At 44.5% G+C, this 25207-nt stretch carries 22 protein-coding genes; 7 read left to right on the top strand and 15 right to left on the bottom strand.

From position 1 onward, the window contains the following. Positions 1-6: 6 nt before the first annotated feature. Entirely contained in the window at positions 7-1941 is a 1935-nt protein-coding gene (locus tag L2703_RS00930; protein WP_248969278.1) for an alpha/beta hydrolase family protein, read from the bottom strand. 62 nt (positions 1942-2003) lie between these two features. Continuing rightward, positions 2004-3350 carry an MATE family efflux transporter gene (locus tag L2703_RS00925; RefSeq protein ID WP_248969277.1) on the bottom strand — a complete coding sequence of 449 codons (1347 nt, stop codon included), beginning with the start codon at positions 3348-3350 and terminating at the stop codon, positions 2004-2006. A 14-nt stretch (positions 3351-3364) separates the two neighbouring features. On the opposite strand from L2703_RS00925, the gene L2703_RS00920 reads away from it, so the two are divergent. Next, complete coding sequence (locus tag L2703_RS00920; RefSeq protein WP_248969276.1) at positions 3365-4423, top strand: polysaccharide deacetylase family protein; 1059 nt, start codon at positions 3365-3367, stop codon at positions 4421-4423. A 31-nt stretch (positions 4424-4454) separates the two neighbouring features. Here L2703_RS00920 and L2703_RS00915 read toward each other — a convergent pair whose 3' ends face one another. The 5 genes from L2703_RS00915 to L2703_RS00895 are packed head-to-tail and all read right to left on the bottom strand — an operon-like array spanning position 4455 to position 8405. Continuing rightward, complete coding sequence (locus tag L2703_RS00915) at positions 4455-5078, bottom strand: SCO family protein (protein ID WP_248969275.1); 624 nt, start codon at positions 5076-5078, stop codon at positions 4455-4457. Between the two features lie 13 nt (positions 5079-5091). Beyond that, on the bottom strand, positions 5092-6003 hold the full coding sequence (cyoE, locus tag L2703_RS00910) for a heme o synthase (protein WP_248969274.1): 912 nt from the start codon (positions 6001-6003) through the stop codon (positions 5092-5094). Between the two features lie 13 nt (positions 6004-6016). Further along, positions 6017-6997 carry a COX15/CtaA family protein gene (locus tag L2703_RS00905; protein ID WP_248969273.1) on the bottom strand — a complete coding sequence of 327 codons (981 nt, stop codon included), beginning with the start codon at positions 6995-6997 and terminating at the stop codon, positions 6017-6019. Then, on the bottom strand, positions 6997-7548 hold the full coding sequence (locus L2703_RS00900; RefSeq protein ID WP_248969272.1) for a hypothetical protein: 552 nt from the start codon (positions 7546-7548) through the stop codon (positions 6997-6999). Before L2703_RS00900 ends, L2703_RS00905 begins: the two co-directional genes overlap by 1 nt. A gap of 35 nt (positions 7549-7583) precedes the next feature. Then, a complete protein-coding gene (locus tag L2703_RS00895; RefSeq protein WP_248969271.1) occupies positions 7584-8405 on the bottom strand; it encodes an SURF1 family protein in 822 nt (273 codons plus the stop codon). Here L2703_RS00895 and L2703_RS00890 point away from each other — a divergent pair. Next, positions 8389-8568 carry a DUF2909 domain-containing protein gene (locus tag L2703_RS00890; protein ID WP_248969270.1) on the top strand — a complete coding sequence of 60 codons (180 nt, stop codon included), beginning with the start codon at positions 8389-8391 and terminating at the stop codon, positions 8566-8568. The two genes, L2703_RS00895 and L2703_RS00890, sit on opposite strands and share 17 nt — an antisense overlap. 7 nt (positions 8569-8575) lie before the next feature. On the opposite strand, the gene L2703_RS00885 is transcribed toward L2703_RS00890, so the two are convergent. The 6 genes from L2703_RS00885 to lexA all read right to left on the bottom strand — a co-directional run bounded on the left by L2703_RS00885 (position 8576) and on the right by lexA (position 14712). Further along, complete coding sequence (locus tag L2703_RS00885) at positions 8576-9451, bottom strand: cytochrome c oxidase subunit 3 (protein WP_248969269.1); 876 nt, start codon at positions 9449-9451, stop codon at positions 8576-8578. Further along, a complete protein-coding gene (locus tag L2703_RS00880; protein ID WP_248969268.1) occupies positions 9448-10011 on the bottom strand; it encodes a cytochrome c oxidase assembly protein in 564 nt (187 codons plus the stop codon). Before L2703_RS00880 ends, L2703_RS00885 begins: the two co-directional genes overlap by 4 nt. Before the next feature lies 1 nt (position 10012). Further along, the gene (gene ctaD, locus L2703_RS00875; RefSeq protein ID WP_248969267.1) at positions 10013-11608 is read right to left on the bottom strand and encodes a cytochrome c oxidase subunit I; all 1596 of its coding nucleotides are present in this window, start codon (positions 11606-11608) and stop codon (positions 10013-10015) included. Positions 11609-11618: 10 nt separating this feature from the next. Next, entirely contained in the window at positions 11619-13202 is a 1584-nt protein-coding gene (coxB, locus tag L2703_RS00870; RefSeq protein WP_248969266.1) for a cytochrome c oxidase subunit II, read from the bottom strand. 392 nt (positions 13203-13594) lie between these two features. Further along, on the bottom strand, positions 13595-14101 hold the full coding sequence (locus L2703_RS00865; protein ID WP_248969265.1) for a cell division inhibitor SulA: 507 nt from the start codon (positions 14099-14101) through the stop codon (positions 13595-13597). Further along, complete coding sequence (gene lexA / locus L2703_RS00860; RefSeq protein WP_248969264.1) at positions 14098-14712, bottom strand: transcriptional repressor LexA; 615 nt, start codon at positions 14710-14712, stop codon at positions 14098-14100. Before lexA ends, L2703_RS00865 begins: the two co-directional genes overlap by 4 nt. A 264-nt stretch (positions 14713-14976) precedes the next feature. Here lexA and plsB point away from each other — a divergent pair, with 264 nt between their 5' ends. The 5 genes from plsB to L2703_RS00835 all read left to right on the top strand — a co-directional run bounded on the left by plsB (position 14977) and on the right by L2703_RS00835 (position 20391). After that, positions 14977-17400: a glycerol-3-phosphate 1-O-acyltransferase PlsB gene (gene plsB / locus L2703_RS00855; protein WP_248969263.1), complete on the top strand. Its 2424-nt coding sequence runs from the start codon at positions 14977-14979 to the stop codon at positions 17398-17400. Next, a complete protein-coding gene (gene mtr, locus L2703_RS00850) occupies positions 17400-18656 on the top strand; it encodes a tryptophan permease (protein ID WP_248969262.1) in 1257 nt (418 codons plus the stop codon). The genes plsB and mtr overlap by 1 nt, the downstream gene beginning before the upstream one ends. Before the next feature lie 121 nt (positions 18657-18777). Beyond that, positions 18778-19557, top strand: coding sequence for a VOC family protein (locus L2703_RS00845; RefSeq protein ID WP_248969261.1), 780 nt, complete (start codon positions 18778-18780; stop codon positions 19555-19557). A gap of 295 nt (positions 19558-19852) precedes the next feature. After that, complete coding sequence (locus tag L2703_RS00840) at positions 19853-20113, top strand: tetraspanin family protein (protein WP_248969260.1); 261 nt, start codon at positions 19853-19855, stop codon at positions 20111-20113. A 44-nt stretch (positions 20114-20157) separates the two neighbouring features. Beyond that, entirely contained in the window at positions 20158-20391 is a 234-nt protein-coding gene (locus L2703_RS00835; RefSeq protein ID WP_248969259.1) for a hypothetical protein, read from the top strand. Between the two features lie 104 nt (positions 20392-20495). Here L2703_RS00835 and L2703_RS00830 read toward each other — a convergent pair whose 3' ends face one another. Beyond that, positions 20496-23627 (bottom strand): efflux RND transporter permease subunit, encoded by a 3132-nt coding sequence (locus L2703_RS00830; RefSeq protein ID WP_248969258.1) that lies wholly within the window; start codon positions 23625-23627, stop codon positions 20496-20498. Positions 23628-23638: 11 nt separating this feature from the next. Further along, on the bottom strand, positions 23639-25108 hold the full coding sequence (locus L2703_RS00825; RefSeq protein WP_248969257.1) for an efflux RND transporter periplasmic adaptor subunit: 1470 nt from the start codon (positions 25106-25108) through the stop codon (positions 23639-23641). Between the last annotated feature and the right edge of the window lie 99 nt (positions 25109-25207).

The following is a 25207-nucleotide window of genomic DNA, read 5'->3' as shown; positions in this document are numbered from 1 at the left end:
TTGAGCCTATTTTACCCCAAGATTGGCCGCCAAGAAGCGCTCTATTTCAATAAATGTGGTAAGGCGGTGCTTATTGTTACTGAGATAATGGTCGCCATTTTCTAATTCAACGTATTTAACGGATTTATGTAAATCGTTGAGTGTGTCGTACATTTCTTCGCTGTGCCGCGCACCTACAACTCTGTCTTTAGTGCCGTGTATCAGTAATACTGGTACTTTGATATTGGCAGCTTTACTGATTGGCGAGCGTTGATATAAATCGTCATAGTCATCGCCAATTTGTTTTTTAACAATTTTACTGTTGTCGTATCCGCGTGATGATTTAACTAAATATTCAAGGTCTGTCACACCTGCTACGCTAATGGCACATCGATACAAATCAGGTGTTTTAGCTACCCCCATTAATGCCGCATAGCCACCATAACTGGCACCTACAATGCACATACGTTTAGGGTCTGCAATACCTTGTTCAATAAGCCAGTGCGCACCATCTTCAACGTCATTTTGCATTTCAAGGCCCCAGTTTTTAAGCCCTGAGGTCATAAACTGATAACCGTAGCCTGCTGAGCCGCGAAAGTTCATTTGTAAGACGGCATAGCCGCGATTGGCGAAAAACTGCGCCCAATAATCAAATGAGGTCGAGTCGTAAGAGATTGGGCCACCATGCGGGAAAATAATGGTTGGGAGGTGTTTGGCTTCGGTGTTTTTGGGCGTGGTTAAAAACGCTTCGATAGCCAAACCGTCACGGGCGTTGTAATTCACTTTTTTAGGTCGAGATAAGACCTCTGGTGGCAATTGGCTATAGCGATAAGCTATTGGATAAAGCTCTCCTTTGTCCCGGTCGCCATAAAAGTAGGTGCCAGATTCAATGGGGCCTGTGCTATAAACGAGGTAACGACGCTCATCATCGCTGAGTTGATTGATGACATTATGTGACTCTAATAATACTTGGTTTAAGCCATTATTGAGCTTGATGTAGTCTTGGTCCCAAAATAAGAATTCACCTTCAATATTGGTATCAATACCGATGACTTTTTGTTTTAACGTGGAATAAATGAGCTGGCCTTCGACGTCATAATGCTCGTTTTGATATACCAATTCTTTGGTGAGATCAGGGTCGGTTAAATTGACTTTAAAAATGGCTTTTAAGCCTTGATGATAGGCGTTGACATAAAGGATGTTGGGGTCATGGTCAAAGCCGATTGGCCAAATGGCGTTTTCATCAAAAATCTCAAACTCCCATAATAAACGCATGTCACCATTGGCTTGTGGTTGTTCATAAATACGGTAGCTTGTATCGTCGCGATAAATGCCAATGCGTACCTGATGTTGCCTATCGGTTATCCAATCTTCAATGTATTTTTCTGCGTATTGCTTTAGCTTGACCCCACCACTTTTTAAGCTGACTTGAATCACGCTTTCATATTGTGATTGTGAGCTTAAGCCACTGATAGACATCAAGATGTGGTCAGGGTCGTTATCTAGGTAATCTACAATAGACGATTGTATTTGCGGCACAAATTGAAAGCGAGAAAAGGTGCGCTTAGAAAACACACTAGAGATTTTATCGTCGCTTAAACTGTATTTCATTAAGCGAGTTTCTGTTGTGGGTACGCCGCGACGGATAGCAGGGTATTTGGCTTTGATTAAGACAATATCGTTGTTTGCCCAAGTGAGCGACAAGATAACAAATTTTTGATTGTCGGTTTGTACCGGGAAGATATCTTTATTGGTGTTAATGTCGCGAATGCCCAATATTTGCCCGTCGACTTTGTCACTGCGAATCCTAATTAACGATGCGATTTTTGTACCATCAGGCGATAAGGTCACAAAGCTGACATCAGGTAGGCTGGCAAAAGCGTCAACAGGTAGGGCGTTAGCTTGGGCAATATTTGGGAGTTGCACAAACATAAAGGCGATGAGCCATAAAATCCGTTTCATTAAAAGTCCGTAAAGAATAATGTTGCCAGTATGTTATATTTATGGGGCGTCGTGTTCAATGATTATTTAGTTGTAGCCAATTTATGTTTAAGCTTATAAACATAGTGCCAGCCTAATGTTGCACTGCGGCACAACATAAAGACTGACATTGCCGCCCACAAGCTGTGATTCCCCCATGTTTGCAATAGGTACCAGCACGGAAAATACACCCCAAAAGTTGCAATAATCATACTGTTACGCATAACTTGGCCTTGTGCTGCGCCAATATAAACACCGTCAAATAGGTAACAGCAAAATGCCAAAATAGGCATGAAAATCAGCCAAGCAAGATACTGGTTTGCAGCTTGTTGCACGGTTTCTACATTGGTGAGCAATTGAATGATCCCACTACCTGCGCCCCAAAATAACAGGCTAAATAACACGGCAATGGCGGCCGACCAATAAAATGCAAGTTGCACGCTGTCGTGCAGTAATAACGGATTTTTTTGTCCAAAAGCACGGCCTACCTCGGCTTCGGCGTAATAGGCAATGCCGTCGAGGGCATACGATATCAACATTAATAAATTAAGTAATACCGCATTAGCTGCAATGATGTTGTCGCCTAATCCTGCGCCATGGAAGGTCATAAAGCTAAATGCGGCTTGCAGGCACAAACTGCGAATAAAAATATCACGATTTAACGACAATAAACGGCCGTAACCACGCAGCGTCAACTGGCTAAGACAGTGCTTTAAATTAAAGTCGCCCATTTTAGTCAGTTGGCGATTAACCATGATTAAGGCAACTGAAAATGCGCAAATATCAGCAATTACAGAGGCGAATGCAGCCCCTTGTACGTCCCATTTAAAGCCTATCACAAACACCACATCGAGAATGATATTGACACTATTGGCTAAAATAAGCTGCCACATAGCAGCTTTAGGGGCTTGGCGTCCAAGTAGCCAACCTAGTAGCACTAAATTGACCAACGCAAATGGCAGTGACCAAATACGAATATCAACATATTGACGACAGTAAAACATCACTTGTTCACTGGCATCACTGAGATCGAGTGCAAAATTTACGATGGGAGACTGCAACATAACGCAGGCAAACCCTAAGGTTAATGCTAAGATACAACCTTGTAACAATAGCTGCTGTTGCGTTATTTTATCGTTTGCACCAAAAGCTTGTGCGACGAGTCCGGTTGTCGACATGCGTAAAAAGCCGAGCAACCAAATTATCAAGGTGATCATTGTGCTACCTAGCGCAACACCGCCAAGATAATAAGCTTGACCTAAATGACCGATCACCGCGGTATCGACTAATCCTAAAAGAGGAATAGTGATATTAGACAGTATCATTGGGGTCGCTAATGCCAATAACTGACGGTGCTTATGCTGATTTAATAGTAATGCGCTAACTGACATAGGTATGAGTAATCATGGTTAAAATAATCGTTTTAGGCTTGATGGTTTTGTGTTTGAGTTGTTTTCACTCTAACGCCAATGCGGTGGTGATTTTACAGTATCATCATGTATCAGACAGCATGCCTAAAAGCACGAGTGTGACACCTGCTCAATTTTCTGAGCAGATGCAGTATTTAGCGGACAACAATTTTACCGTCATGGCGTTAACGGATGCTGTAGATGCTATCAAGAATAACACGGCAATGGCCAATAACAGTATTGTCATTACCTTTGATGATGGCTACGAAAGTATCATTGAAAATGCAGCGCCTATTTTAGCCTCTCACCAATTTCCATTTACTGTGTTTATATCACCCGCCCCTATTATTGCAGGTTATGATGGCATGATGAGTTGGGAAGAGATCAACAAGTTAGCCGAACAAGGCGCAACCATTGCAAACCACAGTTGGGGGCATGAACACCTTATTCGTCGTTTACCCAAAGAAACCAGCGCTCAATGGCTGCAGAGAGTTGAAACTAACATCTTAACGACAGAGGCTGAAATTCTGAAACAAACCGGCCAGAGTGCCAAAATGTTTGCCTACCCTTATGGCGAATACACTACAGAGCTTGAAGCAATATTGGTTAAGCACGGTTTTGTGGGGTTTGGGCAGCAATCTGGTGCGGCGGGAGAGTACTCGTCTATTACGGCATTACCACGGTTTCCGGTTGCTAATGCCTATGCCGACTTAGCTAGTTTGACGGTAAAATTTTCGAGCTTACCTATGCCTGTGTTGAAGCAAAATATTAGCGATCCTCTTTTAACGTCAGGTAAATTTAGACCTAAGCTGGTGGTAAAGTTAGACACTGCCGATTTATACCCTCATCAGCTGATGTGCTTTATCCAAGGGCAAGGCGCGAAAAAGCCAATCTGGTTAGAAGAAGATACCTTTAGTATTCAGGCTCCTGCTGATATGGCGCCAGGTCGTTCACGCTATAATTGCACTGTGCCGAGCAAGACTCGTACTGGCTATTACTGGTTTTCACAAATGTGGATCCGGCCAAAAGATGATGGTAAGTGGCCACAAGAATAAACGCCATTGCGGTCAGATAAATTTTCCTATTTTAGCGCCAGGCGCTAACAATTTTATTCACATCATTTATCAGTTCACTGTTAATAATTTGCGGCAGTTGTCCCGGTGTCGGTTTGGTTTTAAACACGGCGGTTTTCTCGCCTCGTGGTGACACCAGCACATACGATGCACTGTGGTCTACCTGATAGTCACTGTCTTCGCCTACCATGGCATAGACAAAACCTAGGTCACGACTAAACGGAAACAATGCTTTGTGATCTGCACTGACGGCTTTAAATTCTTTATTAAAAAAATTAATGTAATCGAGCCGTTTAATTTGCGTGTCTCGCTCAGGGTCGGCAGACACAAACACAATTTGAAACGTATCGGATATTGCTTGCAACTTAGGGTAAGCCGCAGCGAGTTTGTTTAAGGTTGTTGGACATACATCTGGGCACGCAGTGTAGCCAATAAAAAACAAACTCCATTTGCCTTGTAAGGATTGGTTGGTAAAAGGATTGCCGTATTGGTCTGCAAGGGTAAAAGGCGCTAATGTCCTTGGCTGTTCAAATACATAACTTGTTGCCAAGTCAAGCGTTTTACCTTGCATAGCGTTAAAGGTTACCCCGCCAGCAACGGCGAGCAGTAATAAACCAGCCACAATGAGTATTTTCAATACAATATCCTTTCTATGGGCTAACCCAAAAATAATGATCGACCAAGAGCACAATAAATAACACCATCAAATGGTAGATAGAAAAGGTAAACACCTTCATCGCTAAACCAGGATAATCATGGTATTTAAGCTGCCAGGCTTTATAAATAAATCCGCAACTGAGCATCGTTGAACCGACTAAATAGATGGGGCCACACATGCCAACTAATACCGGTAATAAGCACGCAATGGCCAATAAAATGGTGTAAAGCAAAATGCAGGTTTTAGTAAATTCTACCCCATGAGTGACGGGGAGCATAGGAATGTCGACTTTAGCGTATTCTTTACGGCGATGTATTGCTAAGGCCCAAAAGTGCGGTGGTGTCCAGGTAAAGATAATAATCACTAACAGTAATGCGTAGCCATGTAGCTCATTAGTGACGGCTGTCCAGCCAAGTAGCGGAGGCATGGCGCCGGCTAACCCGCCAATCACAATATTTTGTGACGTAGCACGTTTAAGGTAAGCGGTATAAACAAGTGCATAACCAATTAGGCTGGCAAAGGTGAGCCAGGCAGTGAGTGGATTAACTAAGATATACAATACCACAAAGCCAATTAAGCCTAGCATTACGGCAAACACTGCCGCTTTGGTGGTTGACACTTTGCCCTTAGGTAAGGGTCTGTTGTAGGTACGTGCCATTAACCCATCAATTTTACGATCGATTAAATGATTAAAAGCAGCTGCTGCGCCAGCCATCATAGCAATGCCGGCCATTCCAGCTATTAACGGTTGTAAAGGCACAACTCCAGGTACAGATAAACACATACCCACCAAAACGGTTAGCAGCATTAATGCCACGACTTTGGGTTTTGTCATTTCAAAATAGGCGCGCCAGGAGAGTGTTATTTTTTGTTGTGGTTGGCTTAGGGTAAGAGGTTTTGTCATGATCAATCCTCGTTTATGCTTTACGCCATAAGGCGTAATTAATAAAAACTACAGTGAGCAGCAATAGTGACGCTCCTGCGTTATGAGATACCGCAATGCCTAGGGGTAAATTCATTACTACATTGCTAATCCCCAGGCCGACTTGAACAATCACGAGCAGGAGTAATAAATAACCACTATTACGCATAATGTGTGAGTGTGAATAACGTAATTTTATCGCAAGCCAAATCAGCATTACTGCTGTAACTAGTGCCCAAACCCGGTGGCTGATGTGAATGGTCATTCGTGTGGGGTAGTCTAATACGCCAAATTCAAAACTAGGGTGTTCGCCTTGAAAGGGCGAAAATGCATCGGAAAAACGGAGGTTATCGACCCAGTTGCCCTCGCAAATCGGCAGTGTGGTGCAAGCCAGTGCCGCATAGTTTGCTGATGTCCAGCCGCCTAATACAATTTGAATAACCAACACCCCTAAACACACCAGTGCTAGTGGCATTAATTTACGTGCATGACTATCACCACCGGGGATCCGCAGTGGTTTAAGGCGCAAATACAGCAGTAACAATAAGGCAAATAAACTAAAGCCACCGATAAGGTGCGCCATTACCACGATTGGCATGAGCTTCATAGTGACAGTCCACATGCCAAGGGCGGCCTGAAAAATAATAAGTACGGCAATAAAGCTAGGCAATTTTTTTGGGGCATGGGTTTGCCTAACACACATGATAAGAATTGCTAACACCATCAATCCTAATGTGCCAGCAATGTAGCGGTGGATCATTTCAAGCCAGGCTTTTTCTGGCTCTATGGTCATATCTGGGAAATGCTGTTCTACCTTTGCTAGTTCATGACTTGCAGTGGGTACGGCTAAATGACCATAACATCCTGGCCAATCTGGGCAGCCTAAGCCTGCATCGGATAAGCGGGTATACGCGCCCATTAAAATCACCGCGAGGGTAAAGACTAAAGTAAATTTAATGAGTCTTTGCAATGCCATTAGCCCACCCTCGATAACTTAAGCATTTTGCGCAAATCAGCAATCATGGCTTTGCCTTGAGCGATATTGGCATCACGGCCAATCACTTGGTCATATTGCATAATTAAGCTGCCTAATGGGTCAACAATCACCAGTTGCTGTTGGGTCAATAATGCCGCAAGTGCGTTGTTGGCTGGTACTTGTTGGAAAGAAATATCCAGTTGTTTTAACGTGTTAATGTCGCTGTTACGGCTCACTAAAATGATTGGGCTGACTCGGTCGCGATCTTTTCCTAAAGCGATATAACTTTGGTGTAGCACGTACAGCCTGTCTTTGCATACTTGTTCACACGTGTCAGGCAATAAGTACAGCATTTGCCACGAATGGGGCTTGGGATTGGTCATGGCTAAATTGGAATAGTTAATGTCGTTTACGAGCAACACTCCTTGGTTTGTAGCACCTGCCTGATAGAGATCAAAACTTAATACTAGTTTAGCCACCGCGACAGGTAACACGAAAACAATCAGTAATAAAATGAGTGCTTTGTTATTTTTTTTAGGTTGGGAGTTCATTGTATCTCCTCGTCATTTTAATTGTTTTGTTGTCATTATGATTGATGTCTAAATTGCCTTAAGGCTATCCAGCCCATCAGCCCTAAAAATACCGCTGCCATAGTGAACCACTGTAAGGCGTAGCCCTGATGTTTTTGTGCCGACAGCGGAATAGGTACCCAAGGCTGTGGCAGTGAGTGCTGGGGTACGTTATCTGGCTGTAATACCACTGCGGCAATGTCATGTTGTAATAATTGGCCTAACGCAGGCATGGTTAAGTTTTGAAACCGTATCGCTTGGTCTGGACGTATTTCTGGCAGTAGTTCATCACTGAGCGGATTGGCTTGTTTTTGATAAACCCGACCCGTTAATTGATATTGCCCCGCCTGAATAGGTGTTAACGCGGGGAGTTCGCGGCGGTCGTGACCTGCACCCACAAAGCCTAATTCGACCAATATCCATGGTTGCTCTGCCGTGACTTCAAATAGTTGGTAGGCAAGGTATCCGACCTGGCCTTGATACACCTGATTATCGAGTAGTAATAATGGTTGTTTAACAGGGGTTGCGTGTATGTTCAGGCGATATCCAGTCAGTAAGTTGGTTTCATTACGAGTTGATGGCTCCGTTTTTGTAAGAGAAAGCAATTGCGGGTAGTCAAGATCGGCTTGTTGTTCACGTAATGCTAAGGTGTGTTGCCATTGTTGCTTAAATTCTGCCCGCGACAATTGCCACAGTCCTAACTTGACCAAAAGGGCAAACACGACCACAGTAATGAGTACCAATAACACACGAGACACACTCACACCGCCAAAAGGATTGCCTGTGACAACACCATTGTTTGTTAAGTTAGTTTTAGTCTCGTTGCTTGTATTCATCATTTTTAACCTAGGTAGAGCATTGTTTATTATGGTTAAAGGACAGCATCAGCAATCAATGAGTCAGTATTTAGGACGTCGTGTTTTATTTTCTGTTGTCGTGATAGTCGTGTTGCTGGTGGCTTTAGGGTTGGGCTATATTCAGCCCAACACACGGCCTTACTAATCTGCAATTACAACACGTATACAAAGATGAATAAGCATAGCCACACCACATCGACAAAGTGCCAATACCAACTCCCAGCTTGAAAGGCAAAATGCTTGTCTGGGGTAAAATGACCTTTGATGATCCTGAGTAACAAAATAATCAAAAACAGCGTCCCTATGGTGACGTGCATGCCATGAAACCCAGTGAGTAAAAAGAACGTATTTCCGTAAACACCGGAGGTTAGCGTGAGGCCCATGTCTTGGTAAGCATAGCTGTATTCTTCTACCTGTAATCCAAGAAACACCGCACCTAATATCACCGTTATACTGAGCCAAATAATTAATGGTGTACGCTTGGTTTTTTCTAAACTGATATGTGCAAAGTGTAAGGTGACTGAAGATGTCAGCAAGATAATGGTATTAATGAGTGGTAGGCCAGTCCATGGCATGGCTTCGGTGATGGTACCATCTGGAGTTTTGAGTAATGGCCATGCGGCTTCAAAGGCTGGCCATAATACTTCTTGCGTCATGGCGTTATTTGAGGCGCCACCCAACCAGGGCACTGAAATCATCCGCGCATAAAACAAGGCACCAAAAAAGGCCCCAAAAAACATAATTTCAGAAAAAATAAACCAGCTCATTCCTTGTCTAAACGACCGGTCCATTTGTGGCGAATAGAGGCCAGCCATTGACTCGTCTATTACGGCTTTAAACCAGCCAAAAATCATAAAGATAATCACTGCGATACCGGCCAGTAATATGTAGCCACCAGAGGTTTTTTCGGTGGCCAATTGCTGAATATAATTACCCGCACCAAAGGCAATTAAAAATAAACCGATGGCGCCAATAATTGGCCAACCACTTTGGGCTGGTACGTAATAGGTTTGATGCTTTGTTGTCATCTTGCTGCTCCTTGCTTTGCCGAGACCACCAGTTTGTCTGTGATGTCGTAAAGGGTATAAGAGAGAGTCAATGTATTAATGGACGCCGGTAAATCTGGGTCCACGTAAAAAATCAAAGGTAGTTCAGCGCTTGCTGCTGCTGCGAGTGGTTGTTGATTAAAGCAAAAGCATTCAGTTTTGTTAAAATATTCCGCTCCTTGGCCTGGCGAAACTGATGGGATCGCTTGGCCAATAATGTTTTTTGCCGACAGGTTTTTAACCAGAAATTTAGCGTGGGTAAGCGCTCCAGGATGAACAGTAATTTGGTTCACTTTAGGGGCAAACTCCCATGGCATCCCAGATTGCACCTGGGTCACAAATTCGATGGTGACAGTACGATTTGGGTCAACAACGACCGCGTCATAACTGCTGGCAGTATTTTGGGGTTTGCCGTTAATTCCCAAGGCGTCGCATAGCACGTCATATAGTGGTACCAAGGCAAAGCCAAACCCAAACATACCTATTGAGCCTAAGATAAGCATAATGAGTAATTTACGGTTTGATTTTGGCGTTTGGCTCATATCATTTAATCTCCGGCGGAGTCGTAAATGAATGGTAGGGTGCAGGGCTTGGTATTGACCACTCTAAGCCCTCAGCGGCTTGCCATGGATTATCTCCGGCAGGCTTGCCACCTTTAATGCACTTAAGTACCACAGCCAAAAAAATCAATTGCGATAAACCAAAGGCAAAACCACCAATGGAGACAATTTGGTTCACATCAGCAAATTGAATCGCATAATCTGGAATGCGGCGTGGCATACCGGCTAACCCCAAAAAGTGCATCGGAAAAAACAACACGTTGACCGAAATAACCGAGCACCAAAAATGCCACTTACCTAAGGTTTCGCTATACATATTGCCTGTCCATTTAGGCAGCCAGTAATACGCCGCGGCCATAATGGAGAAGATGGCACCCGTTACCAGCACATAATGGAAATGTGCCACCACAAAATAGGTGTCGTGGTATTGGAAATCCGCAGGAGTAATGGCGAGCATCAGCCCAGAAAATCCACCAATGGTGAATAAAATAATAAAGGCAACGGCAAATAGCATTGGCGTTTCAAAGGTCATTGACCCTCGCCACATGGTGGCAACCCAGTTAAATACTTTTACGCCCGTCGGTACGGCAATAAGCATGGTGCAGTACATAAAAAACAATTCGGCAAATACTGGCATACCCGTAGTAAACATATGGTGCGCCCAAACCAAAAACGACAAAATAGCGATACTGGCTGTGGCGTAAACCATAGATGAGTAGCCAAATAATGGTTTGCGGCTAAAGGTTGGAACAATCGCCGAGATGATGCCAAAAGACGGTAAAATCATGATGTACACTTCAGGGTGGCCAAAAAACCAGAAGATATGCTGGAACATTACTGGGTCGCCGCCACCTGCGGCATCAAAAAAACTGGTGCCAAAAAACTTATCGGTTAGCACCATGGTAACGACCCCAGCGAGCACAGGCATGACTGCAATTAATAAAAATGCGGTGATTAACCAGGTCCACACAAACAGCGGTAACTTCATCCATGTCATACCCGGTGCACGCATATTAACAATAGTGACCACCACGTTAATTGCTCCCATGATAGAGCTAATGCCCATAATATGAATTGAAAAAACAAACAATGCTGTAGAGTCTGGGCTATAGGTTGTCGATAACGGTGCGTAGAATGTCCAACCAAAATTGGGGCCGCCACCTTCCATAAATAACGAACCTAGCAACATGGCAAATGCAAAAGGTAAAATCCAAAAACTCCAGTTATTCATTCGGGGTAAGGCCATATCTGGCGCCCCTATCATCATAGGGATTAACCAGTTAGCGAGCCCGGTAAAGGCTGGCATTACTGCACCAAACACCATAATCAACCCATGTACAGTGGTCATTTGATTAAAAAAGTTTGGTTCAACTAACTGTAAACCTGGTTGAAAAAGTTCGGCGCGGATGACCATTGCCATGGCTCCGCCTGTTAAAAACATGATGAAACTAAACCATAAATACAAGGTGCCAATGTCTTTATGATTGGTGGTGAGAACCCAGCGCATTAGCCCTTTTGGGGCACCGTGATGATGCTCATCATGCGCAGTGTCGATAGTATCGTGCGTTGTTGTGCTCATTGGTTTTCCCCTACTGTCCTTGGCGAGCAACATCTGCCGCTTGTACTGCATCGCCAGAATTATTGCCCCACGCATTACGTTCATAAGTAATTACTGCGGCCATTTGTTGTGGGCTGAGTTGCCCACTGAAGGCCTGCATTGCAGTGCCCGGTTTACCATGCATAACCATCTCGATATGCCCGCTAACCGGCCCTGTGACTACTGGGCTGCCAATGAGTGAAGGGAAAGCGCCAGGTATTCCTGCGCCAGTGGCTTGGTGACAAGCTGCACATGTTGCGGCATAAACTTGTTCACCTTCTGCCATGAGCTGCTCCATGGTGAGTGTGGGTAAATCTTCTGGCGCCACAACTTTTGTAACGGCTTCGACAGCTTGGTTCGCCGTATCAGTTACCGTTTCAGTGCCATGATTAACGTCAGCCGTTGCAGTCTCTGTAACTTGTGCTGCGACAGTTGGCTGAGGCGTTGCAGCGTCATTACTTGTAAAATGGCCTACGTCTGCTGCTTGCACTGCATCGCCACTGTTATTACCCCATGCATTACGCTCGTAGGTGATAACAGCGGCAATTTCTTGAGCCGAAAGTTGCTTTGCAAAGGCTTGCATAGCAGTGCCGGGCTTACCGTTAATCACAATATCAAGGTGGCCTTCGACAGCGCCTTTGATGATTGGGCTGCCAATAAGCGATGGGAAAACACCTGGTAGACCTGCGCCATTAGGTTGATGGCACGCAGCGCAGCGGGCTAGATAAACTTGCTCGCCTTGTTTGTTTAAGTCTTCGAGGGATAAGGTTTGTGACATGGATGCAGCCGCGGCTGCGGCTTCGGTTTCAGCCAGTTGTTTTTGCTCTACTAGCCAGTTATCAAAATCCGCTTCAGGTAGTGCATTAACTACAATGGGCATAAAGCCATGATCTTTGCCACACAGTTCAGCGCATTGACCGCGATAAATGCCTGGTTTGTCGATGCGAGTCCAGGCTTCGTTTATAAACCCAGGGTTTGCATCTTTTTTAACCGCAAAGGCGGGTACCCACCAAGAATGGATAACATCATCTGAGGTCATCAAAAAACGTACTTTGCGATTAATCGGCAATACCAGTGGCTTGTCTACTTCAAGGAGGTAATTGTCGCCTTTGGTTTGGTCGCCATCGATTTGTTCTCTGGGGGTTGAGAGGGTGCTGTAAAACTCGATGTTTTTATCGAAATAGCTGTAATGCCATTTCCATTGCGAGCCAGTAATTTTAATGGTCAAATCCGCATTGCTGGGATCTTCCATTGCAATAAGGGTTTTTGTGGCAGGAATTGCCATCGCAATTAAGATGATAAACGGAATGACGGTCCAGGCTATTTCCACTTTGGTACTTTCGTGAAAATTGGCCGCGACAGCGCCTTTAGATTTACGGTGGTAGATCATCGAGTAAATCATGATCCCAAATACCACCAACCCAATAGCACAACAAATATACAAAATCGTCATGTGCAGGTTATAAACCTGTCCACTAATATCTGTTACGCCTTGAGTCATATTGAGGGGCATTTCTGCAGCCCCTAGTGGCAGTGCACAAAGCACCACCAATAAACAATACCACCATTGTTTCACAAGACTTCTCCTCTGCTAATTGCAAATAGCAACTACAAAGAAGAGCCACACAGTAAGTCTCTGCTCTATGCAAACTCTTCGGTACCCAAAAAAGTTTGATAACCTCAAAGTACCTCGGTGGTTGTAAACTGGCAGCCTACATTTTTGTTGTTAGCTGATGACCACGCTTGTACCTACGACTGAACTAATCAATCTATGTTGACGTGTTCCCATCGATGGCCATAGTGTCTGCCAAATCACGTCATAATTAGGATTAATATGTTTCATCCTTGTTAACAACATTACTTGTAGATCACATATTGATCAAGATCACTTTGTTGTGTAATAGGCTGAAAAAGTTTGAAAAAAAAGCCCTGAATTGAGTGCAGGGCTTGGTATTATTGAGTTTGTGCTTAATGAAATCCTGCAAAATTACTTGTTGCAGAAGGCGAGGTTGGATTAATTAGATGGTGTTTTTCAGGTGAGTGAGTATTCACATCTTCAATTACCACACCTAAAGCGCGAGCGCTTTTTGCAACGATTTCTAATCGGCGGCTGTCGCGAGCATCGAGTGAGCTAGTCCAGGTAATAACAGCGCTTGAGGTACCGCTGGTTAATGCCTTTTCCATAGCCCAAAGGGTTTCCACTTCATCTTTAGTATGCACTAATAAGATGCGATCCATTCTGACACCTGCATTGGCAAGCATGTGCTTATAACCAATGTGGGGTGGGCTAATGAGTACTATCCAGCGCCCTTGCTGGCTTAAACTGGCTAATTGGCTGCACAACTGCCCGAGTTCGGATTCACCTTGAGTGACAGTTTGTAATGTTTGAATGGTTTGGCTGCTATACATATCAGCTTCTGTTACATCTACCCATAAGCCTGGGTGGCGTGGGGCGGTGCCCATTAGTTTGTTCATAACCAATCTCCATTACGGATAACGCCAACGGCAAGCCCTTCAATAGTGAGGCTTTGGCAACTTAAGTCTACTTTAATTGGGTTATATGCTTCGTTTTCAGCATGCAGGTACACCACATTGCCTTTTTTCTCGAAACGCTTAACCGTAACATCATCTTCAACGCGGGCCACAACAACTTGGCCATTGCGTGCTTGTTGCATTTTATGAACGGCCAGTAAATCGCCTTCTAAAATGCCAATATCTTTCATACTGTCGCCACGTACCCGTAATAAAAAATCAGCGGCGGGTTTAAACATGCTCGGGTCAACTTGATAATATTGTTCTACATGTTCTTGGGCTAATATAGGCTCACCAGCAGCGACTTGGCCAATCAGTGGTAAGCCTGTTTCTTGTTCGTCTTCTTGAGGTAATCTGATCCCTCTTGAAGTGCCTGGCATGATCTCGATAAAGCCTTTTTTGGCGAGTGCTTTTAAGTGCTCCTCGGCAGCATTTGCACTTTTAAAACCAAGACGATTGGCAATTTCAGCACGAGTCGGTGGCATACCGGTTTCAGCGATATTGTTTTTAATTAGGTCTAAAATTTCTGCTTGGCGCGGCGTTAACGGTCTCATGATGATTCCTGTCTTTTTATACAGTGACTGTCATTATATACAGTGTTTTTGTTCGCGCAAGTATTAACCAACTGTTTTTTGATATTTGTTACATTGATGTTATTTATCGCTCTGTTTTATATGGTTTTTGTCTTTGTTTTTATTTAAGTTGCGCCGTTTAAGTTTGTTCACAAAGTAAAGATAAAACAGCCAGATAGTGTATCAAGGGTGGTTTCTGGTATCCTATGCAGCAATATTACAGTGGCTTATATTGCGAAAGTAACCATGTCAAAACCAAATTCAATATTTTTACGAGCATTAAAGTGGGTACAGAAATGGATGGTGCATACCATTGTTGTACCACATGACCCGTTTGATGATCTTAATTTAGATCCGACTAAACCCCTGGTTTATGTTATGAAAACAGAATCTATCAGTGATGCCGCTGCGCTAAGCGAAATCACTGAAGGTTTTGGAATGCCAAGTCCTTATGACCCGCTCATAGTTGATGGCTTAAAAGTGCCTCGTATTGTGTGTTTAGAAGGTCGTAAACCTCTTTTTGGTCAGCGTGAAAGTGGCGAAAAGTTTATCAACTGTTTCACCAGTTTATTAGCGCTTCATCGCCAGCGTCCTGATTTAGATATTCAATTAGTGCCAGTCAGTTTGTATTGGGGGCGTACCCCTGGTAAAGAAGATGACAGCATGAAAGCCGCGGTGCTTGAACGTGAAAGCCCAACCTGGTTACGCAAATGGCTAATGATTTTGTTTCTTGGTCGACATAATTTTGTACAGTTTTCTAATGCGTTATCGCTTCGGTACATGGCCGATGAGCATGGGTTTGATAAAAGTATCGCCCATAAATTAACCCGAGTCGCTCGCGTACACTTTAGCCGTCAACGTAAAGTAATGACTGGCCCACAATTACCTAATAGACAAATGTTTTTTGCTTCATTGCTTAAGTCTGATGCAATTAAAAAAGCGATCGAAGAAGAAGCCATCAACAAAAAAGTGTCTCCTGAAAAAGCCCGCGAAACGGCAATTGAATATTTAGATGAAATTGCCGCGGATTATTCTGACAGTTTAGTGCGCATTGCCGAGCGCTTTTTAACTTGGCTTTGGAACAAGTTATACAGTGGTATCAACATTAAAGGCGCTGAGCAAATTCGTCAGCTTCACCATGATGGCCATGAAATTGTGTATGTGCCTTGTCATCGTAGCCACATGGACTACTTGTTGCTGTCGTACATTTTGTATTATCAGGGTATGGTTCCGCCGCATATTGCCGCAGGCATTAACCTTAACTTCTGGCCAGCAGGCCCTATGTTCCGTCGTGGCGGTGCATTCTTTATTCGCCGTAGTTTTAACGGTAACAAGCTTTATACCGCAGTATTTCGTGAATATTTGGACCAATTGTTTGCTAAAGGTTATTCGGTTGAATACTTCACCGAAGGTGGCCGTTCGCGTACAGGGCGTTTACTTGCGCCTAAAACCGGCATGTTGGCCATGACCATTAATAGCGTATTGCGCGGGATTGAGCGTCCGGTCACTTTAGTGCCTGTGTATTTAGGGTACGACCATGTTATGGAGGTTGCGACTTATCACAAAGAACTCAGCGGTAAGAAAAAGCAAAAAGAGTCTGTGTGGCAAGTGTTTGGGGCTATTCGTAAGTTAGGCAATTTTGGCCAAGGTTATGTGAACTTTGGTGAGCCGATTAATTTGCAAACCTTTTTAAACCAGCAAGCGCCTGATTGGCGCGACGAAGTGGCCAACGATCCTGAGCAAAAACCAACCTGGTTTACACCGTCTGTTAATTTGTTGGCTAACCGTGTGATGACGAATATTAACGGGGCTGCCGCTGCAAGCTCGGTCACGTTAACCAGCTTAGTGTTGCTTGCCTCTGAGCGTAATGCATTAGAGCGCAGTTTATTAGAGCGACAATTAGATTTGTATTTAGCGATGCTAAAAACCGTGCCTTATACCAACTATGCCTCAGTTGCTGAAGGAGATGGTAAATCGATTGTTGACCATTGTTTGTCTTTGAACAAATTTGTTAGCACTAAAGATGCCATTGGCGAAATTATTTCTGTTGACGAAAAAATCGCCATTACCATGAGCTACTATCGCAATAATATCATCCACTTAATGGCAGTTCCGTCTTTAATAGCCAGTTGTTTAGTGCAGTATGATATTTGCGACCGTGAAAAAATTCATGCCATTGTGTTGGACTTTTACCCATTGCTAAAAGCTGAGTTATTTATGGGTATTGACGATGTACCACAGCACGTTGACAATATTTTAGACTTTATGGTGGCCCAAGGCTTGCTCAGTGGCGATGCACATTTTGATGTCACGCCAAAGTACACTGCCCAACTATTACTACTAGCTGAAACCATCAGCGAAACCTTACAGCGTTATGCCATTATTTTTAACTTGTTGGCGATAAAGCCTGATCTAGAGCGGTCAGATCTTGAAACAGATAGCCATTTATTAGCACAGCGCTTAGGTGCGCTACATGGTATTACGGCGCCAGAGTTTTATGACAAAAAACTGTATAACACTCTCAGTGTTAAGCTTAAAGAATTAGGCTATTTATGCAGTGTGGAGCATCGAGCTGAAGTGATTCGAATTCGCGACCATGCTAATCAATTATTGAGCTCATCTGTAAGACAAACCATTGTTGATAGTGTGCAAGCGGAGCATGGACAATAATGGCCAATCACATGAATGCAGCAAAGCACCGCCCACAAGGTAAATCTTTATTGGGTGGCGCCATGATTATTGCCGGAACCACAGTGGGGGCGGGTATGTTTTCATTGCCTGTTGTGGGCTCTGGAATGTGGTTTGGCTATTCGATAGCCATGCTATTAGGTGTTTGGTTTTGTATGCTAATGTCGGGTTTACTCCTGCTTGAAGCCAACTTGCATTTTGAGCCAGGCGCCAGTTTTGATACCTTAACCCGCGAAACATTAGGCCAATTTTGGCGAGTGATTAACGGCGTTTCCATTGCGTTTGTATTGTACATTTTAACCTACGCCTATATCAGTGGTGGCAGCTCCATTGTTAATCATAGCCTGTCGGCCATTGGGGTCACTTTACCTCAAAGTGTTGCCGGTTTGGTGTTTGCCATTGTGTTGGCCTTAATTGTATTAATTAGCACAAAAGCCGTTGATCGTATTACCACCATTATGCTCGGCGGCATGGTGATAACTTTCTTTTTGGCTATCGGTAATCTGTTGATTGAAATCGATACCACCAAGTTAATGTCGCCAGACGGCGAAAGCCGTTATTTGCCCTATTTATTTGCCGCGATCCCCTTTGGTTTAGCCAGTTTTGGTTACCATGGTAACGTGCCAAGCTTGGTGAAATACTATGGCAAAGATGCTAGTACCATCGTTAAAGCCATTGTTGTAGGGACTAGCATTGCACTGGTTATTTATGTGTGTTGGCTTATTGCCACCATGGGTAATATTCCACGTAGCCAATTTGCTGATGTGATTGCCAAGGGCGGCAACATTGGTGTGTTGGTTGAGGCGTTATCTGGCGTTATGGCCAGTCAGTGGCTCAATAGTATGTTGACGTTATTTGCTAATTTAGCGGTCGCGTCATCATTTTTAGGGGTAACCCTAGGGTTGTTTGATTATCTTGCCGACTTATTTGGGTTTGATGATTCAGGTACCGGCCGAATGAAAACCGCTGCAGTAACCTTTATTCCACCAACCATTTTGGGTTTGTTGTTTCCTAATGGTTTTATTATTGCCATTGGTTTTGCGGCATTAGCGGCAACCGTTTGGGCGGTGATAGTCCCAGCCCTGTTAGCCCATAAAGTGCGACAGCTGTACCCAAACACAAATAGCTTTAAAGTTCCTGGTGGTACACCACTGATTACTGTCGTCGTGCTGTTTGGTGTTATCACTGCGACTTGTCATTTATTGGCGATGGCCGATATTTTGCCAGTATTTAAATAACCTCGTTGACGGTAAATGAAGCAAAAAGCCTTCAATTTTTGAAGGCTTTTTGCTTTTTGGGTGATATCAACTTAACTTATACACATTACCCACCAGTCACTGCAACTACAGGACAATAATAATGAAAGTACAACAATATCAACAGGGACAGCCATGCTGGCTTGAGTTAGCAACCCACGATTGGGCCGCGGGTAAGGCGTTTTATCAGGCATTATTTGGTTGGGGAGCCGACGATATGCCAATGCCTGAAGGGCATTACACTATGCTGCAAATTGAGGGTGACGATATTGCTGCCATGTATCCTATGCCCCAAGAGATGCAAGCGTTACCGACACACTGGATGGTTTACTTTGCTGTGGATGATGTCGATGTTACCGCAGACATCGTTAAGCAGGCTGGCGGGCAGGTGGTCGCTGGGCCACATTCTGTTGGTGATGCTGGCCGTATGGCGCTTTGTACTGACCCTGAAGGTAGCCGTTTTGCGCTGTGGCAAGGCCAAGATCATATTGGTATTAAACGTACTCAAGAGCCAAATACTTTGTGCTGGGTTGAGTTGGCATGCCGTGATACCGCAGGCGCAAAACAATTTTATAGCCAAGTCTTAGGTTATCAAACCAAACTGGCGGATATGGCCGACTTTGAGTACACCGAATGGTATGTCGGTGAGCAAGCCGTGGGCGGCATGATGGCAATGACTGAAGAGTGGGGCGATGCGCCAGCACATTGGATGAACTATTTTGCCGTTGAAGATTGCGATGCCTCGGTCGTAAAAGCCAAAAATTTGGGTGCGACCGTGTGCGTACCGGCGACTGACATTCCTAATGTGGGGCGTTTTTCGGTACTCAATGATCCTCAAGGCGGATTTTTCTCGATTATTTCGCTAGTAGACCCAACTGCATAGTGATTATCCCTGTTAGGGGCACGGTTGAACTTAAAATAACCATTGATGTTACAGTGATTAACCTCAACTCTGGATAAGAGATGTATTGATAACGATATAAATCAATAGATTGACTAAAATCCACTGTCAAGCTTGTGATTTGTTTTGCTAACAAGGCGAATTAACGCGTCAATAGCTAGCCTATTGCAAGTTAATTCAACGCAGTGAGGAAGGCAAAGGACTGCTTGAAAGGCGTTTGTTATCCAGAGCTGAGGTTGATTAGCAATACGCAAGGAATACACCCAAGGATGAGTCTATGACTGAAGAAACTACTCAAGCCGCATTAGCGCGAATTAATCGCAGTATGTTGATGGTGGCTATTATCGATTTTCCCGGCACATTGTTGTTTGGTTTAGGGCTTTATGGCATTTTTGCCGGTTTTGACCAAGGCTTTTTACCTATGCTGGCTCACCCAATGATCATCAATGCAATGTTGGTTATTGGTGGCGCGATTATGGCTTGGGGAATGTTTAGGATGATGGGGTTGGCGCGTGAAAAACAAAGGATCACTCAATAATGTAAAAGCCGCTTGTATTATCAACTTTCTTATCGAGTCTGGTGTTGTTTAGTTTGCTGTTGCTAACGGCCTGTAGTGGTACCTCGCCTTATCGTTTAGGCAACGCTGGCAATGCTGACGATAATAAAAATGATACAGATTATATGATACTCAATCTGCCTCGGGCGATTGTGGCTAGCGATCCTTGTCAATATGGTCATCCTGATGACATCGCGGCATGCCGCAAGAAGAAACAAGATGAAGCTAATCAACTTAATGAGTCACTTAAGCGCAACTAACCCCAGTTCAACTTAGGTTATAAAGTGATAATAACAATCCCAAACAATGTATTGTTTGGGATTGTTTGTTTATGGCGTCAATATGAATGTATTACTGCCAATGATTATGCGGGCAGTCGACGGCCATAAATCAGCAAGTAAATCGCCGGTATCACAAATAGCGATAATAAAGGCGCGGTGACCATACCGCCCACCATAGGTGCAGCAATTTTTTGCATCACATCGTTACCCGTGCCGCTGCCCCACATGATGGGTAATAACCCGAAAAATATGGTGGCGACGGTCATGGCTTTAGGGCGTATGCGCATGACAGCGCCTTCAATCAACGCAGCGGTTAAGTCGGCTTTTGTTTGGTATCGGTCTTGTCGTTTATAGGCGGCAATGCTGTTGTTGAGGTACACCTGCATGACTACCCCAAACTCAGCGGCAACCCCTGCCAGTGCTATCATGCCAACTGACACGGCAACCGAAAAATTAAACTCGAGCGAATAGAGTAACCAAGCGCTGCCGACCAGTGAAAATGGCAAGCTGAGCATAATGACCAGTGCTTGAGTCATAGAGTTAAAGGTCATCATTAATAAGATAAAAATGACCGCAATCATGAGTGGGATCACCAGGGTCATTTTAGCTTCAACCCGCTGCATATATTCATATTGGCCAGCAAAGCTGTAGCTATAACGTGCCGGCAAACTAATTTGTTCATCGAGCGCGGTTTGAGCCTGAGCAATATACTCACCAATGGAAATATCTTTTAAGTCGACAAACACCCATGAAATAAGGCGGCCATTTTCACTGGCAAGCATGGGGGCGCCGTCACTAATACTGAGCTCTGCTAGGTAGCTTAAAGGTAAGTATTTACCGGTTTTAGTGAGCACGGGGAGGTCTTTGAGCTTTTCAATGTTATCGCGTAGTTCCCGTGGGTAACGAATGTTAATCGGATAGCGTTCCTGGCCTTGGATCGACTCGCCAAGCGACATACCGCCAATGGCAATTTGCACCACATCTTGAATGTCTTTTAGTGTCATGCCATAGCGGGCAGCGTTTTTTAAGTTAGGGGTTATATCAATATAACGGCCACCGCTGCTGCGTTGGGCAAATGCCGATAAGGTACCGGGTAATTGGCTTACTACGGCTTCGATTTCGCTGCCAATTCGTTGCAGTTCCTCAACATTTGAGCCTGATATTTTGATGCCGACAGGAGTTCTTACGCCAGTAGATAACATATCAATACGGGTTTTAATTGGTTGTACCCAGGCGTTAGTCATACCCGGTATACGCACGGTTTTTTGCAGTTGGGCAATGATGCTTTCTAAGGTCGTGCCTGCACGCCACTCGCTGCTAGGTTTAAGCATTATGGTGGTTTCGAGCATGGTTAATGGCGCAGGGTCGGTGGCGGTTTGTGCCCGGCCAACCTTACCAAATACCCGCTTAACCTCAGGCACGGTTTTAATCAGCCTATCTGTTTGCTGTAAAATCTCCGCCGCTTTGCCTGCGCTGACGCCGGGCAAGGTGGTGGGCATATACAGTAAATCACCTTCTTCGAGCGTGGGCATAAATTCAGAGCCCATTTTAGTTAATGGGTAATAGGCGCTGAGTAACGCCACAATTGCCATCATTATGGTGATTTTAGGAAAACGTAACACCCAGGTTAATAGCGGGTGATATAGCGCGATTAATATACGGCTGAGTGGGTTTTTACGCTCGTCAGGGATGTTTCCGCGAACAAAATAGCCCATTAAAACCGGAATTAAGGTGATGGCTAATATCGCCGATGCCGCCATGGCAAACGTTTTAGTAAACGCTAAAGGATGAAATAAGCGACCTTCTTGTGCTTCTAATGCAAACACAGGGATAAAGCTTAAAGTAATAATTAATAAACTAAAAAACAGCGCTGGGCCTACTTCAATAGAGGCGTCTTTTACTAGCTGCCAATGTGCTTCACCCTCTGGGGCACAGCCATGTTGTTGGCGGAAATGTTCTAAGTGTTTGTGGGTGTTTTCCACCATGACGATAGACGCATCAACGACCGCACCAATGGCGATGGCAATCCCGCCTAGGCTCATAATGTTGGCGTTGACACCGATAAAATGCATGGCGATAAAGCTAATTAAAATTGAAATGGGCAAGGTGATAATAGCCACTAATGTCGAGCGCGCATGCAGCAAGAACAATAAACAAATCAGCCCAACAACGAGCATTTCTTCAAGCACTTTATGTTTGAGGTTGTCGACAGAGCGCACAATTAACTCAGAGCGATCGTAAGTGGTGACTAACTCGACCCCGTCAGGCAGGCCATTGCTGATTTGTTCGAGCTTGAGTTTGACATTGTTAATGGTTTCAAGGGCATTTTCGCCATAGCGCATCACCACAATGCCACCCACGACTTCACCTTGGCCATCAAGCTCTGCAATACCGCGTCTTGCAGCAGGGCCAGTGCGCAACTGGGCGACGTCTTTCATTAAAATCGGCGTGCCAGTTTCAGACAAAATGCCCAATGGGATTTCGGCAAAGTCGGCAATGGTTTGGCGATAACCACTTGAGGTTATCATGTATTCGGCTTCGGCCATTTCAATCACCGAGCCGCCCGTTGAACTATTGGCATTATCGAGGGCGTTTTTAATGGTCATTAAATCAATTTGATATAACGCCAACTTGTGTGGGTCGACCACAATTTGATAGGTTTGCTCCATTCCGCCAACGGTTGCGACTTCAGATACGCCTGACACACTTTGCAGCTCTAGTTTTAAAAACCAGTCTTGCAAAGAGCGTAATTGCGCCAAATCGTATTGGCCTTTGCGGTCTACAAGTGCATATTGGAATACCCAACCAACACCTGACGCATCTGGCCCTAGGCTTGGTGTTACCCCTGCTGGTAGTAGGTCTTGTGTTTGCGAAAGGTACTCAAGCACCCGTGAACGTGCCCAGTAAATGTCGGTGCCGTCCTCAAAAATGACATACACAAACGAGTCGCCAAACATGGAGAACCCGCGTACGGTTTTTGCTCCCGGAACGGCCAACATGGCCGAAGACAATGGGTAGGTGATTTGATCTTCTACCAATTGTGGCGCTTGGCCCGGATAACTGGTTTTCACTATCACCTGTACGTCCGATAAGTCGGGCAACGCATCCAGTGGTGTGGTGCGCATGGCTTGATAACCAACCAGCGCAATGATGGCGGTAAACAACAACACCATAATGCGGTTTTTAATTGAAGCATTGATAATTTGCGCTAGCATAGCAAGGCTCCTTAGTGTTGATGTGCGTCAGTGTTGGTTTGTTTACCAACACCACTTAACCGCTGCAAGCTGCCTTGAATACTGGCTTCAGAATCCAGTAAAAACTGACCTGATACCACCACTTTGTCGTGCTCGTTTAGGCCGTCTAAGACTTCGGCTTTGCCTTGAGCCATCATGCCTATCTTGACTGGAACCGAAGCAAAACTTGTGTCGCTGCGCTGTACTACTACCCGGTTTTCTCTGCCCGTTAAAATCAATGCTTCGGTTGGCACTGTTAATACATCTTGTTTGGGTTGGCCGTATAAGGTGACATCTACTAAGGTGCCGGGCCTAAGCTTGTCCTGCATATTGTTTAGTTTAATTCTGACCCGCATAGCGCGAGTAACGGGATCGAGTTCTGGGTAGATGTAATCAATGTTTGAATCAATATCAAACAAGCCTTGTGCTGCAGCGCTCACACTGACTTTTCGGCCTTCGGTTAACCAACTTTGTTCGTTTTCAAACACGTCGGCAATAACCCATACACTGTCTAAGTTGACGATTTCAAAAAGCGTGTCACCCGGTTGAATGTACATGCCATGACGTATGGTTAACTCACTAATAAAGCCACTTTGCGGTGCATAAAACGGTACGCGGTAAATGGTTTCTCCGGTTTTTTCAAGGCGATGAATGACCTCTTCATCAACGCCTAATAATGCTAAGCGTTTACGGGCTTTGCTGAGTAAAACACGGCCTCGCTGTTTATCTTGCTTTAGGTAATCCAATGCTTGAGTGTAATCGTCTTGAGCGTTGACCAGTTCAGGCGAATATAGCTCATACAAAAGCTGGCCCTTTTTAACCTGTTGACCAACATTATGTACAGTCAGGGTTTCAATCCATCCGGTAGCACGAGTATGAACATGGCCTATGGTATTTTCGTTATACTGCACCGTGCCAATGGTATTAACTTGGCGCGATAAACTGCTTTTAGTCACTACATGGCTGCGCATTCCAAGTGCTTGCTGCATCCCGCCTGATACACCGACAACAACGTCTTGATGTGGATCGGCAACTGCCACTTTTTCTAGATTCATGCCACAAATTGGGCAATTTCCTGGCTCATCAGAGACCACATGAGGGTGCATAGGGCAAATGTACTTAGTGGTTTGCAGGGGCGTTTTACTGGTAACGCTTGGGTCAACCACTGATTCTAGTGAAGCAATAGGCTGCTCAAATATTTTTTGGGCAGCCGGAGGAATGTGTACGTCAGTATGCTGTTTATGCTCAGTTTCTGGCTCGGCAGTATCTGGTTCTTTTGTGATTAAAAACATGCCACATTTAGGGCAGCTCCCAGGTGTGGCGCTGGTGACTTCTGGGTGCATGGGGCAGTAATAATGGTGTTGATGCTCTGCTGGTTCAATCGCTGCATAAGCGGGTAACACAAAGGCATAACTTAATAGGCTTGCTGCCACAAGTAGTGCAACATAAAGAGAGTGTTTCATATTAACCTCAAACCATGGAAGAACGAAACGTACAATGCGTATTGCCATTACGTTGATAAACCATGGGTATTATTAAAATATAATCGAGTTTACGCAGTC

It is taken from the genome of Shewanella basaltis (genome assembly GCF_023283885.1).
GTDB lineage: Bacteria > Pseudomonadota > Gammaproteobacteria > Enterobacterales > Shewanellaceae > Shewanella > Shewanella basaltis.
This window is presented reverse-complemented; position numbering and strand designations above follow the sequence as displayed.

What these genes read in the sequence shown, in the direction of transcription:
- L2703_RS00885 (WP_248969269.1), bottom strand. Translation starts at nt 9,451, where the DNA reads ATGACAACAAAGCATCAAACCTATTACGTACCAGCCCAAAGTGGTTGG.
- cyoE (WP_248969274.1), bottom strand. Translation starts at nt 6,003, where the DNA reads ATGACAAAACCTCTTACCCTAAGCCAACCACAACAAAAAATAACACTC.
- L2703_RS00900 (WP_248969272.1), bottom strand. Translation starts at nt 7,548, where the DNA reads ATGAACTCCCAACCTAAAAAAAATAACAAAGCACTCATTTTATTACTG.
- L2703_RS00930 (WP_248969278.1), bottom strand. Translation starts at nt 1,941, where the DNA reads ATGAAACGGATTTTATGGCTCATCGCCTTTATGTTTGTGCAACTCCCA.
- L2703_RS00895 (WP_248969271.1), bottom strand. Translation starts at nt 8,405, where the DNA reads ATGATGAATACAAGCAACGAGACTAAAACTAACTTAACAAACAATGGT.
- mtr (WP_248969262.1), top strand. Translation starts at nt 17,400, where the DNA reads ATGGCCAATCACATGAATGCAGCAAAGCACCGCCCACAAGGTAAATCT.
- L2703_RS00880 (WP_248969268.1), bottom strand. Translation starts at nt 10,011, where the DNA reads ATGAGCCAAACGCCAAAATCAAACCGTAAATTACTCATTATGCTTATC.
- lexA (WP_248969264.1), bottom strand. Translation starts at nt 14,712, where the DNA reads ATGAGACCGTTAACGCCGCGCCAAGCAGAAATTTTAGACCTAATTAAA.
- L2703_RS00905 (WP_248969273.1), bottom strand. Translation starts at nt 6,997, where the DNA reads ATGGCATTGCAAAGACTCATTAAATTTACTTTAGTCTTTACCCTCGCG.
- ctaD (WP_248969267.1), bottom strand. Translation starts at nt 11,608, where the DNA reads ATGAGCACAACAACGCACGATACTATCGACACTGCGCATGATGAGCAT.
- L2703_RS00925 (WP_248969277.1), bottom strand. Translation starts at nt 3,350, where the DNA reads ATGTCAGTTAGCGCATTACTATTAAATCAGCATAAGCACCGTCAGTTA.
- L2703_RS00920 (WP_248969276.1), top strand. Translation starts at nt 3,365, where the DNA reads ATGGTTAAAATAATCGTTTTAGGCTTGATGGTTTTGTGTTTGAGTTGT.
- L2703_RS00825 (WP_248969257.1), bottom strand. Translation starts at nt 25,108, where the DNA reads ATGAAACACTCTCTTTATGTTGCACTACTTGTGGCAGCAAGCCTATTA.
- L2703_RS00840 (WP_248969260.1), top strand. Translation starts at nt 19,853, where the DNA reads ATGACTGAAGAAACTACTCAAGCCGCATTAGCGCGAATTAATCGCAGT.
- L2703_RS00865 (WP_248969265.1), bottom strand. Translation starts at nt 14,101, where the DNA reads ATGAACAAACTAATGGGCACCGCCCCACGCCACCCAGGCTTATGGGTA.
- L2703_RS00830 (WP_248969258.1), bottom strand. Translation starts at nt 23,627, where the DNA reads ATGCTAGCGCAAATTATCAATGCTTCAATTAAAAACCGCATTATGGTG.
- plsB (WP_248969263.1), top strand. Translation starts at nt 14,977, where the DNA reads ATGTCAAAACCAAATTCAATATTTTTACGAGCATTAAAGTGGGTACAG.
- L2703_RS00845 (WP_248969261.1), top strand. Translation starts at nt 18,778, where the DNA reads ATGAAAGTACAACAATATCAACAGGGACAGCCATGCTGGCTTGAGTTA.